We start from the raw sequence: 12,039 nt of genomic DNA, 5'->3' as shown, positions 1-12,039 counted from the left end.
CTTCAGTTCAGCGTATTGCTCGGGTTTTTTTCGCCATAGCGGGCGATACGCTCGAACTGACATTCCTCTCGGGCATCGTTGAGGTTGTTTTCGAATTCTTCGAGGCCGTTGTGCAGTTGCTGTAGAGCGCCGATCTGGGAGACCAGCTCGGCCTTTTTTTCGGCGATCGCTTTTTGCGCCATGTCCCACGGGAATTCTTCACCGTGGTAGTTGTTCAACATCACCTGCAGCTCTTTGAGCTTGAAACCCAGTTGCTGGGCGCACTTGATGAACGTTAATACTTCGACACTCTGCTGGCTGTAGATGCGGTATTTGCCTTCACGCTTGGGCTCGGGCAACAGGCCGATTTCTTCGTAATGGCGAATGCTTTTAACTGTGGTGCCCGACAGCTGGGCGGCTTTGCCGATATACATAAAGATCCGTCTCGATGATCAAACAGGGTGTAGCGCGACCAGACTTCATGACTGATCGGAGCGAATAATATAGTGAATAGCGTTCAAAGATTGCAGCAGCATGTAAATGACGCGCACAACCGACGAACGACCGCTTGAAGGGGACGTGGGGAGGGGCTGACGGCGAGGACGCGTCGTCAGCAAACAGCGAGGGGGTGTCAGCTGCCGGCGGTGACCCGGGCCTGTTCCAGCCAGGCGTCGCGCTGGGTCGACTTGGAACCCAGGATCGGCCCGAACGTCAGTGTCTTCAACGGCTTGATGCCGCAGAACTCCAGGGTTGTCTTGCGCATCTGGTGCAGGCCGGGCATGCGATAGACCCATTTGTAATACCAGGGCGGCGTGTCCATGGTCACCAGCAGGTGTGCGGTCCGTCCCTTGAGCAATTTGTCGGGGAAGGCCTTGCCCTCACGGTATTTGAAGGCAAAGCCGGGCAGGAAAATACGGTCAAGAAAGCCCTTCATCAGGGCCGGAATTCCGCCCCACCAGATCGGATAAACGAACGTCAGGTGTTCGGCCCAAGTGATATCGGCCTGGGCTTGCAACAGGTCCGGCTCCAGCGGCTGGATCGTGTGATAGCCGTCGTGCAAGACCGGATCGAAGTCCAGCGCATCCAGACGCAGCAGGCGCACGTCATGACCGGCATCCTTGGCGGCCTGGACGTAAGTTTCGCTCAGTGCCCCGCAGAAACTGTCGGTGGAGGGGTGCCCCAGAATCACGAGCATTCGTTTGCTCATCGCGTGTACTCCTGAAATGAAGCTCGCAGCATAGAGTCTGCCCCTAACGGTAGAGTCAAGGCGTTCTCGGGGTCAGTGCTTCCAGCAATGCCCGGGCGTAACCAGGCAGGTTGTCGAAGTCGCGGGCACAAATTTTCAGGGTGCGGTTGGCCCAATCTTCGGGAAGAGACCGGATCGTGACTGCTTGCACCTGCGGCCAGCGCTCGATGACCATCCGCGGCACAATGGCCAGCCCTGCGCCGCGAGCGACCATACGAATGACCCCGTCGAAGCCGTCGGCGCGAATGCGGATCGGCATGCGCTGGCCAATGTGCAGGGCCTGTTCTTCCAGGTGGATCGCCAATGCACTGCTGGCGCCCAGCGCCACATAGTCATGGCTCAAAGTGTCGGCGAAGGTCAGTGACGGCGTTTCGGCCAGGGGATGGTCAGAAGGCAGGATCAGCACCAGTGGGTCATCGCGAAACGGCCGGGTCTGCAGGTCATCGGTGTCCACGGCGTCGGACACGATCCCGAGGTCCGCAGCCCCCTGACGCAACGCATGGGTGATGCGCGCACTGGGTAACTCTTGAAGGTCGATGTCGAGATTCGGGTGTTTACGCAGAAAGTCCGCGAGCAACTCCGGCAGGTACTCGGTGATCGCCGTGGTATTGCACAACAGTCGCACCTGACCTTTGACGCCCTTGGCGTATTCGGCCAGGTCCTGCTGCATGCGTTCGGCTTGTTGCAGCAGGACCCGGGCGTGTTGTGCCAAGGCTTTGCCGGCCGGCGTCGGGCTGACACCGCGGCGACCTCGCTGCAGAAACTCGATCCCCAACGAAGCCTCCATGGCGCGGATGCGTGCACTCGCCGCCGCCAGGGACAGATGACTGCGAGCGGCGCCGGCGGTGATGTTGCCGCTGTCGAGGATGTTCAAGTAGAGGCGCAGGTCGGTCAGGTCGAAGTGCATAGTGTGTTCCGAAGGTCGAGCCTCTACCAAAACAAGAGGCTGTCTCAGTATATGGCAGATTTTCAAGCAGCCAATCCGGGCTCACGATAGCGCCATGAATACTCTCGCCGCGTTCTATCAAAACCTCGGTCTGGCCCTTTCCTTGATGGTCATCGCGACCTTTCTGCTGGCCGGCATGATCAAGGGTGTAATCGGCCTGGGCCTGCCGACCATCGCAATGGGCCTGCTCGGTCTGGCTATGGCTCCGTCGCAGGCTGCCGCGCTGCTGATCATCCCCGCGACGCTTACCAATGTCTGGCAACTGACATTCGGAGGGCATCTGCGAGGGTTGATCAAACGCCTGTGGCCGATGCTGTTGGCGATCTTCATCGGCACCGGGGCGGGCACGTTGTGGATCGGCATGGCCGGTGGTCATTGGGTCGTGCGGGGATTGGGCGCGGCGCTGTTGCTCTATGCGTTGAGCGGATTGTTTCTGCCGACCTTGCGCGTCGGCCGTCACACCGAGCGTTGGCTCGGTCCGCTTTGCGGTGTGTTGACGGGCGTCATCACTTCGGCCACCGGCGTCTTCGTGATTCCGGCCGTGCCTTATCTGCAAGCCTTGGGCTTGAGCAAGGATGAACTGGTGCAGGCGCTGGGTCTGTCGTTCACCGTCTCGACCCTGGCCTTGGCCGCCGGCCTGTTATGGCGCGGCGCACTAGGCGGCGGCGAGCTGAGTGCGTCGTTGCTGGCGCTGATCCCGGCGGTGCTCGGCATGTTGCTGGGGCAATGGCTGCGCCAGCGGATTAGCGCCGTGTTGTTCAAGCGCGTGTTCTTCATCGGCCTCGGCGTGCTCGGCGGCCACTTGCTGATCAGCGGGTAGCGGACGACGGGCTGAGCATGCCGATGGCGCGGATATCGAAATCCCGCTCCAGGTACTCATCGCGCTGCTCGAGGAACTGCTTCATGTGCGGCAGGTTCGAGTGCACATCGAGGTGGGCCTGGGACTGCCAAATCTCGAAGAAGATAAAGAGCGTCGGGTCCTGTTTATCGCGCAGCATGTGGTATTCGATGCAACCGGGCTCGGCGCGGCTTGCTTCCACATAGCCGCTGAAAAACGCTTCAAAGGCGTCAGATTTTTCCGGGCGGGTCTTGGCGTGCAGGATGAAGCCTTGCATTTCACTCATCAAAAATCTCCTCAAGTTCAGAATCGGCGCAAGTCTATGGCAACAATCACCTGTCGATTCGTGCGTATTGGTCAAATGAATTTTGTGAATTCAGCGCTTATTCCGCGCGAGGCAGATCGCTACTCTGCCGCCATCGAATTCCAACCTTCCGAGACTTCCCATGAAAAAAGTCCTGTTGCTCAATGGCGGCAAAAAATTTGCCCACTCCGATGGCCGCTACAACACCACCCTGCATGAAGCCGCGCTGAGCGTGCTGGATCGCGGCGGTGTCGACGTGAAAGCCACCTTCATCGACGAGGGTTACGACGTCGCCGAAGAAGTCGCCAAATTCCTCTGGGCCGACGTGATCATTTATCAGATGCCCGGCTGGTGGATGGGTGCACCCTGGACCGTCAAGAAGTACATCGACGAAGTCTTCACCGAAGGCCATGGCAGCCTTTACGCCAGCGACGGCCGCACCCGTTCCGACGCGTCGCAAAAGTACGGCAGTGGTGGCCTGTTGCAGGGCAAGCAATACATGTTGTCCCTGACCTGGAACGCGCCGCAGCAAGCCTTCGACGACCCGACCGACTTCTTCGAAGCCAAGGGTGTGGACGCGGTGTACTTCCCGTTCCACAAGGCCAACGAGTTCCTCGGCATGACCGGTTTGCCGACGTTCCTGGCCGTCGATGTGATGAAGCGCCCGAATGTCGAAGCCGATGTCGCGCGCTATGAGCAGCATTTGACCGAGGTGTTCGGCCTGCCGGCGTAAGGTTCCTTTTGCCCCGCATCCAGCTACTATCAAGCCAGTTTTGAATGAGGGGCATCCGTGAAAGCCAGATCCGATGAGTTGCAGATTTTCGTCTGCGTGATTGAATGCGGGTCGATTTCCGCTGCGGCCGAACAGGTCGGGCAAACGCCTTCGGCGGTCAGCCGTACGCTGTCGCGGCTGGAGGCGAAACTCGATACCACGCTGATCAACCGCACCACGCGGCGTATGGACCTGACCGAAGAGGGCAAGTACTTCTTCGAGCACGCCAAGCTGATTCTCGATCAGATGGACGAGCTCGAAGAACGCCTGACCTCACGTCAGCAAACCCCGTCCGGGCGTCTGCGGATCAACGCCGCATCGCCCTTTATGCTGCACGCTATCGTGCCGTACATCGACGAATTCCGCCGGCTCTATCCGGACATCCAGCTGGAGCTCAACAGCAACGATTTGATCATCGATTTGCTCGAGCAAAGTACCGACATCGCCATCCGCATCGGCACGCTCGCCGACTCGACTTTGCACGCTCGATCGCTGGGTTGCAGCCCGCTGCACATCGTCGCCAGCCCGGCGTATCTTGAAAAGCATGGCGTACCGGCTGAAGTGGCGAATTTGTCCGGGCACACGCTGCTGGGTTTTACCAACAACGAAGGTCTCAACCAATGGCCGCTGCGTTACGTTCACGGTGATCGCTGGCCGATTCAGGCGTCGATCAGCGCCTCCAGCGGCGAGACGATCAGGCACCTGGTGCTGGAAGGTCAGGGCATTGCCTGCCTGTCGCACTTCATGACGATTGATGACATTCGCGCCGGTCGTTTGCAGGTGCTGCTGGCGGATTTCAACAGCGGGTATCGCCAGCCGATCAATGCGGTGTACTACCGCAACTCGCAACTAGCCCTACGGATTCAGTGCTTCCTGGACTTCATCCAGGGCAAATTGGCGGCTTACGCGAACGCGGATTTCAAGGGCTGATTCGTGACCCCTGCGCAAGAGTGAATTGGGCAACGCTGTCTGTTTCCGCAGGCATCGGTCCTCGATACTGGCTGCATCACTTATTAACGCAGGGAGTTTCTCCATGAACGTATTCATTACCGGCGCAGCGGGTTTCATCGGCGGCTCCATCGCCACCGGTCTGGTCCGGGCGGGTCACAAGGTCACCGGCCTGGTGCGCAGTACCGAACAAGCCAATGAACTGAGTGCTTTGGGCATCACCCCGGTGCTCGGCACGCTTGACGACAGCGCATTGCTGGCCGACCAGGCCCGCGCTGCCGACGCCGTGATCAACGCCGCCAGCAGCGACCATCGCGGCGCGGTAGAAGCGTTGCTCGATGCACTTCGCGGTACCAACAAAGTGTTCCTGCACACCAGCGGCTCAAGCATCGTCGGCGATGCGTCGGGCGGCAAATCCAGTGACGTTATCTATTACGAAGACAACCTGCCGGCCCCTACCGTCGACAAGGCTGCTCGCGTGGCCATCGACAACCTGATCCTCGCCGCAGCCAAGGACGGGGTGAACTCGGCAGTGATCTGCAACACCCTGATCTACGGCCATAGCCTGGGCGTGAATCGTGACAGCGTGCAGCTACCACGCTTGCTGAAACAGGCGCGTAAAAGTGGCGTGGTCCGGCATGTCGGTAGCGGCCAGAACATCTGGTCCAACGTGCACATTCAAGATGTGGTTTCCCTGTACCTGCTGGCGCTGACCAACAACGTACCGGGCACCTTCTACTTCGTCGAAAGCGGTGAAGCGTCGTTCATCGACATGACCACTGCGATCGCCCAAGCGCTGAATCTGGATGAGCCACAAGACTGGCCGCTGAAAGAGGCCGAAGCCGAGTGGGGTTATGAAATGGCCAACTATGGCCTGGGCTCCAACAGCCGGGTTCGCGGTAAAAAGGCGCGCGAATTGCTGGGCTGGGCGCCGAAGCGTACATCGGTGATTGAATGGATTCGGGACGAGATGGTTTGAGTTCGCTGTAGACCGCGTCATCGTTCTTCGCGGGCAAGCCACGCTCCCACAGGTATTGTGTCGTTCATCAGTTTCGCGAACGATGCAAAACCTGTGGGAGCGTGGCTTGCCCGCGATTGCGTTTCTGGCGGCCCAATAACTGGCCGGGCCGCCCTCAATTCCGTAACATCCGCCCCCTCTTTCCCCGCCTGTATTTTAGGTCACCCATGAAACCCAAACGTCTGCGCGCCGATGTCCTGGCCGGACTCACCACGTCTTTCGCCCTGCTACCCGAATGCATCGCCTTCGCGCTGGTGGCTCACCTCAATCCGTTGATGGGGCTTTACGGCGCTTTCATCATTTGCACCCTGACCGCACTTTTCGGTGGGCGGCCGGGCATGGTGTCCGGCGCCGCCGGATCGATGGCCGTGGTGATCGTCGCGCTGGTGGTGCAGCACGGCGTGCAGTACTTGCTGGCGACCGTGTTGCTGGGCGGATTGATCATGCTCGCATTCGGGTTGCTGAAACTGGGCAAGCTGGTGCGCATGGTGCCGCACCCGGTGATGCTCGGCTTCGTCAACGGCCTGGCGATCATCATTGCCCTGGCGCAGCTGGAACACTTCAAGAGCGGTGACGTCTGGCTCAGCGGCACGCCGCTGTACCTGATGGCAGGGCTGGTTGCCGTGACGATGGCCATCGTTTACGTGATGCCGCGTCTTACGCGCGCCGTGCCGCCAGCGCTGGTGGCGATTCTGGGCGTGGGTCTGGCGGTTTATCTGCTCGGCCTGCCGACCCGCACCTTGGGCGACATGGCGCACATCGCCGGCGGCTTGCCGACCTTTGCGCTGCCAGACATCCCCTGGAACCTGGAGACCCTGCGCATCATCGCCCCTTACGCGATATTGATGGCGTTGGTCGGTCTGCTGGAAACCCTGCTGACCCTGAACCTGACCGACGAGATCACCGAGAGCCGTGGCTATCCGGATCGCGAATGCGTGGCGCTGGGCGCGGCCAACATGGTCTCTGGTGTATTCGGCGGTATGGGCGGCTGCGCCATGATCGGGCAGACGGTGATCAACCTCAGTTCCGGCGGGCGCGGTCGGCTGTCCGGTGTGGTGGCCGGGGTGATGATTTTGCTGTTCATCCTCTTCCTTTCGCCGCTGATCGAGCGCATCCCGCTGGCCGCATTGGTCGGGGTGATGTTCGTGGTGTCGCAGCAGACGTTTGCCTGGGCCTCGTTGCGGGTGGTGAACAAAGTGCCGCTGAACGACGTGTTGGTGATCATCGCGGTAACGGTCATAACGGTGTTCACCGATCTGGCCACCGCCGTGCTCTGCGGGATCATCATTGCGGCGCTCAACTTCGCCTGGCAGCAGGCCCGTGAGCTTTATGCCGACAGTCACCTCGAAGCCGATGGCAGTAAGCTTTACCTTCTGCATGGCACGCTGTTCTTCGCCTCGACGGCGCCTTTTCTCAATCAGTTCGATCCCGCCAACGATCCGCCCGTCGTGACGATCGATTGTCGCCACCTGAGCTTCGTCGACTACTCGGCCATCGCCGCGCTGAATGCGCTGCGAGATCGCTACACCAAGGCTGGCAAGCACCTGCGCGTGCTGCACTTGTCCGAACGCTGCAAGAAACTGCTCAAGCGCGCCCGCGTGAATCACGACTGACGCCTGACTCCTCAGCAGGCGTGATGAAAATCCGCCTGCCCGATTTTCATAACACACGACCCCGCATACCTCTGCGCGACAACCCTTATCCCTGCACGAAAATTACTTTCACCTCGTTTGAAAATCACACCTCGAAATGTTTTATGAGTTTCACAACCCATTCGACGTGACCCTTTCGAGGAGTACCGCATGACACCGTCCTTCGGCTATTGGCTGCTGGTTTACGCCGCCATCGCCATCATCGCGCTGATCGTTCTGATCGCCCGTTACCGACTCAATCCGTTCATTGTTATCACCTTGGTGTCCATCGGCCTGGCGCTGTTGGCGGGGATGCCGCCGTCGGGCGTGGTGGGGGCGTACGAGGCGGGCGTCGGCAAGACGCTGGGCCATATCGCGCTGGTGGTCGCACTGGGCACCATGCTCGGCAAAATGATGGCCGAGTCCGGCGGCGCCGAGCAGATGGCGCGAACGTTGATCGAGCGCTTCGGTGAGAAAAATGCGCACTGGGCGATGGTCTGCATCGCTTTCCTTGTAGGACTGCCGCTGTTCTTCGAAGTCGGTTTTGTACTGCTGGTGCCGATCGCTTTCACGGTAGCGCGGCGCGTGGGCGTGTCGATTCTGATGGTCGGTTTGCCGATGGTCGCCGGGCTCTCGGTGGTCCACGCCCTGGTGCCGCCACACCCGGCGGCGATGCTGGCGGTGCAGGCGTATCAGGCCTCGGTGGGGCAGACCTTGCTGTACGCGATCCTGATCGGGATTCCGACCGCGATCATCGCCGGCCCCCTCTACGCCAAGTTCATCGTGCCGCGCATTCAACTGCCGGAAGATAATCCGCTGGAGCGGCAGTTCCTCGAGCGTGAACCGCGCGACAGCTTGCCGGGTTTCGGCATCACCATGGCGACTATTCTGTTGCCGGTGGTGCTGATGCTGGTCGGTGGCTGGGCCAATCTGATCTCCACGTCGGGCAGCGGTTTCAATCAGTTTCTGTTGTTTATCGGCAATTCGGTAATTGCCTTGCTGCTGGCGACTTTACTGAGTTTCTGGACCCTCGGTCTGGCTCAGGGTTTCAACCGCGAATCGATCCTCAAATTCACCAACGAATGCCTGGCACCGACCGCCAGCATCACCTTGCTGGTGGGTGCGGGCGGTGGCTTGAACCGGATTCTGGTGGACGCTGGCGTCACCGATCAGATCGTCAGCCTGGCCCAGGTATTCCACCTGTCGCCGCTGCTGATGGGCTGGCTGTTTGCTGCATTGATGCGCGTCGCCACCGGTTCTGCCACGGTGGCCATGACCACCGCGTCGGGCATCGTCGCGCCGGTGGCCATTGGTCTGGGTTATCCCCATCCAGAGCTGTTGGTGCTGGCGACGGGCGCGGGGTCGGTTATCTTTTCCCACGTCAATGACGGCGGCTTCTGGTTGATCAAGGAATACTTCAACATGACCGTCGCCCAGACCTTCAAGACCTGGACAGTGCTCGAGACCATTATCTCGGTGGTCGCCTTCGGCCTGACCGTGGGTCTTTCTTATCTGCTTTAGCCGGAGCCGCCTGCCATGGACATCCTCTACCAGATCCGCGCCCGTCAGGATTCCTTCAGTGCGGGCGAAGGACGCATCGCTCGGCTGATGCTCGACGACGTAGGATTTGCCTCCGCCGCCAGCCTCGATGAACTGGCGCAGAGAGCGGAAGTCAGCACCGCCACGCTCTCGCGTTTTGCTCGCACCGTCGGCTGCCGCGACTTGCGCGATCTACGGCTGCAACTGGCCCAGGCCAGCGGCGTCGGCAGCCGTTTTTTGGACCCGGCGGGCACGCCCGATCAGTCGGCGTTTTACGGGCAGATCGTTGGCGATATCGAGTCGACCTTGCGCCAGCACCTGTCGGCGTTCGACGAGTCGCGTTTCGCCGACGCGGTGAAATTGCTGGGCAAGGCGCGGATGATTCATGCGTTCGGCATGGGTGGTTGCTCGACCTTGTGCAGTGATGAATTGCAAGTGCGGCTGGTGCGATTCGGCTACCCGATTGCGGTGTGCCACGACCCGGTGATGATGCGCGTCACCGCCGCCAGCCTCGATGCCGAACGCGCAGTCATTGCCTGCTCGCTGACCGGCATCACGCCCGAACTGCTCGAGGCCGTCGAGCTGGCCCGCAACTACGGCGCACGGATTATCGCCATCACCCGGGCCGACTCGCCGCTGGCGCAATTGGCGGATGTGCTGCTGCCGCTGCAAGGCGTCGAAACCTCCTTCATCTACAAACCCACGGCGGCACGCTACGGCATGTTGCTGGCCATCGACGTGCTTGCCACCGAGCTGGCGCTGGCCAATCCCGAACACAATCAAGAGCGTCTGCGGCGGATCAAACTCGCCCTCGACGATTACCGCGGCGGCGACGATCACTTGCCGCTGGGAGACTGACATGAAGTACGACACGCTGATTCGCAACGCCCTGATCATCGATGGCAGCAACGCCCCCGGTTATCCCGCCGACGTGGCGATTCTGAAGGGGCGCATCGAGCGCATCGGCGACTTGCACAATGCCAGCGCCAGCGAAGAAATCGACGCCGCCGGCCGCGTGTTGGCGCCAGGTTTCATCGACGTGCACACCCATGACGACACCGTGGTGATCCGCCAGCCGCAGATGCTGCCCAAGCTCAGCCAGGGCGTGACCACCGTGATTGTCGGCAACTGTGGGATCAGCGCTTCGCCGGTGAGTTTGCGCGGCGATCCTCCCGACCCGATGAACTTGCTCGGCACCGCAGCAGCGTTCGTTTATCCGAGGTTCAGCGACTACCGCGCCGCCGTCGAAGCGGCGAATACCACGCTGAACGTGGCCGCACTGGTCGGCCACACGGCGCTGCGCAGCAACCACCTCGACGATCTGTTTCGCACTGCCACGCAGGGCGAAATCAGCGCGATGCGCGAGCAACTGCGTGAAAGTCTTGAGGCCGGTGCGTTGGGTTTGTCCACGGGGCTTGCCTATGCCAACGCCTTCTCGGCTTCCACCGATGAAGTGATGCAGCTGACTGAAGAGCTGACCGCCTTCGGCGCGGTCTACACCACCCATTTGCGCAGCGAATTCGAGCCGGTGCTGGAGGCCATGGACGAGGCATTCCAGATTGGCCGCCACGCGAAATCCCCGGTGATCATTTCCCACCTCAAATGTGCCGGCGCCGGTAACTGGGGGCGTAGTCCACAACTGCTGGCGTCCCTCGAACACGCGGCGAAAACCCATCCGGTAGGCTGCGACTGTTATCCCTACGCGGCGAGTTCATCGACGCTGGACCTCAAGCAAGTCACCGACGCTCATCGCATCACCATCACCTGGTCAACGCCTCACCTTGAAGTGGGTGGCCGTGACCTGATGGACATCGCCGCCGAATGGGGCGTGCCGCTACTTGATGCCGCTCGACGCCTGCAACCGGCCGGCGCGGTCTACTACGGAATGGATGAGGCGGATGTACGAAGAATCCTTGCGCATCCGCTGTCGATGGTGGGCTCTGACGGATTGCCGGAAGACCCGTTTCCGCATCCACGCTTGTGGGGCGCATTCCCACGCGTGCTCGGACATTTCAGTCGCGATGTAGGGCTGTTTCCGCTGCACACCGCCGTGCACAAGATGACCGGGTTGTCGGCGGCGCGATTTGGCTTGAAGGAACGTGGCGACATCCGTGAAGGACATTGGGCGGATCTGGTGTTGTTCAATCCTGTGACCATTCGCGACGTGGCTGATTTCAATGATCCGCAACGGGCGGCGGAAGGTATCGATGGGGTGTGGGTCAACGGTGTCTTGAGTTACAGCGAAGGCCAGGCAAACGGAAGAAGGGAAGGGCGGTTTCTGGCGCGGCAAGGGGACTTGCGTGACGGATTCCAGTAAACATTCCGAGTGCTGCGTCACAGTGATGGCACATTGAGACTAAAGAAAGGCATCGCCAAGCCGAAGCGCTGACATCTCGCCCAGCTACACTCTGGGCCTTATCAGTCTGGGAGCAACTCCATGAGCTTCGGCAAAACCACCCCGATCCTGCGGATTTTCGATGAAATCAAGGCCGTGGAGTTCTACGTCGACTTCCTGGGTTTCAAGATCGACTGGCAGCATCGCTTCGAGCCCAACTTTCCGTTGTACCTGCAAGTCTCTCGTGGTGAGTGCGTGCTGCATCTGTCCGAACACCACGGCGACAGCACACCGGGCTCGGCGTTGCGGATCGAGACTGATGAGTTGGAAGTGTTCCAGCAGCAGTTGCTGGCCAAGGAATATAAGTTTGCGCACCCACAGATCCAGGCCATGCCCTGGGGTAGCCAGGACATGACCATCGCTGATCCGTTTGGGAATCGGTTGGTGTTTACCAGTGCGATCAGTATTTGAGCTAGGACTGTT

Annotated in this window: 13 protein-coding genes; 9 read left to right on the top strand and 4 right to left on the bottom strand. The window is 60.4% G+C overall.

The genetic code is table 11. The features are described from left to right. Window positions 1–2: 2 nt before the first annotated feature. The 3 genes from QF010_RS28125 to QF010_RS28115 form a co-directional block, all read right to left on the bottom strand. Window positions 3–413 carry a MerR family transcriptional regulator gene (locus tag QF010_RS28125; protein ID WP_033058198.1) on the bottom strand — a complete coding sequence of 137 codons (411 nt, stop codon included), beginning with the start codon at window positions 411–413 and terminating at the stop codon, window positions 3–5. A gap of 197 nt (window positions 414–610) precedes the next feature. Next, entirely contained in the window at window positions 611–1,186 is a 576-nt protein-coding gene (locus tag QF010_RS28120) for an NAD(P)H-dependent oxidoreductase (RefSeq protein WP_033058197.1), read from the bottom strand. Window positions 1,187–1,241: 55 nt separating this feature from the next. Beyond that, complete coding sequence (locus tag QF010_RS28115) at window positions 1,242–2,132, bottom strand: LysR family transcriptional regulator (protein ID WP_429534368.1); 891 nt, start codon at window positions 2,130–2,132, stop codon at window positions 1,242–1,244. Window positions 2,133–2,226: 94 nt separating this feature from the next. Between QF010_RS28115 and QF010_RS28110 the strand changes: the two genes are divergently transcribed. Then, window positions 2,227–2,991 (top strand): sulfite exporter TauE/SafE family protein, encoded by a 765-nt coding sequence (locus QF010_RS28110; RefSeq protein ID WP_429511160.1) that lies wholly within the window; start codon window positions 2,227–2,229, stop codon window positions 2,989–2,991. On the opposite strand, the gene QF010_RS28105 is transcribed toward QF010_RS28110, so the two are convergent. Beyond that, complete coding sequence (locus tag QF010_RS28105) at window positions 2,981–3,295, bottom strand: putative quinol monooxygenase (RefSeq protein ID WP_429511159.1); 315 nt, start codon at window positions 3,293–3,295, stop codon at window positions 2,981–2,983. The genes QF010_RS28110 and QF010_RS28105 overlap by 11 nt on opposite strands. Window positions 3,296–3,455: 160 nt before the next feature. Here QF010_RS28105 and mdaB point away from each other — a divergent pair, with 160 nt between their 5' ends. The 8 genes from mdaB (at window position 3,456) to QF010_RS28065 (ending at window position 12,027) form a co-directional block, all read left to right on the top strand. Further along, entirely contained in the window at window positions 3,456–4,046 is a 591-nt protein-coding gene (gene mdaB / locus QF010_RS28100) for an NADPH:quinone oxidoreductase MdaB (RefSeq protein ID WP_033058190.1), read from the top strand. Between the two features lie 57 nt (window positions 4,047–4,103). Next, window positions 4,104–5,015, top strand: a complete 912-nt coding sequence (locus tag QF010_RS28095; RefSeq protein WP_429511158.1) for a LysR substrate-binding domain-containing protein — start codon at window positions 4,104–4,106, stop codon at window positions 5,013–5,015. A gap of 103 nt (window positions 5,016–5,118) precedes the next feature. Next, window positions 5,119–6,012: an NAD-dependent epimerase/dehydratase family protein gene (locus QF010_RS28090; protein WP_429534367.1), complete on the top strand. Its 894-nt coding sequence runs from the start codon at window positions 5,119–5,121 to the stop codon at window positions 6,010–6,012. Window positions 6,013–6,218: 206 nt separating this feature from the next. Then, window positions 6,219–7,664: a SulP family inorganic anion transporter gene (locus tag QF010_RS28085; protein ID WP_429534366.1), complete on the top strand. Its 1,446-nt coding sequence runs from the start codon at window positions 6,219–6,221 to the stop codon at window positions 7,662–7,664. A 189-nt stretch (window positions 7,665–7,853) separates the two neighbouring features. Next, window positions 7,854–9,203 (top strand): GntT/GntP/DsdX family permease, encoded by a 1,350-nt coding sequence (locus QF010_RS28080; protein WP_429534365.1) that lies wholly within the window; start codon window positions 7,854–7,856, stop codon window positions 9,201–9,203. Between the two features lie 15 nt (window positions 9,204–9,218). Further along, a complete protein-coding gene (locus QF010_RS28075; RefSeq protein ID WP_429534364.1) occupies window positions 9,219–10,079 on the top strand; it encodes a MurR/RpiR family transcriptional regulator in 861 nt (286 codons plus the stop codon). Between the two features lies 1 nt (window position 10,080). Further along, complete coding sequence (locus QF010_RS28070; protein WP_429534363.1) at window positions 10,081–11,538, top strand: D-aminoacylase; 1,458 nt, start codon at window positions 10,081–10,083, stop codon at window positions 11,536–11,538. Window positions 11,539–11,658: 120 nt separating this feature from the next. Then, a complete protein-coding gene (locus QF010_RS28065) occupies window positions 11,659–12,027 on the top strand; it encodes a glyoxalase superfamily protein (protein ID WP_033058177.1) in 369 nt (122 codons plus the stop codon). Window positions 12,028–12,039 lie beyond the last annotated feature (12 nt).

Source organism: Pseudomonas silensiensis, assembly GCF_050434865.1.
Classification (GTDB): Bacteria; Pseudomonadota; Gammaproteobacteria; order Pseudomonadales; family Pseudomonadaceae; genus Aquipseudomonas; species Aquipseudomonas fluorescens_W.
The sequence above is the reverse complement of the archived record's forward strand: the minus strand, read 5'-3'. Positions and strand labels throughout refer to the sequence as shown.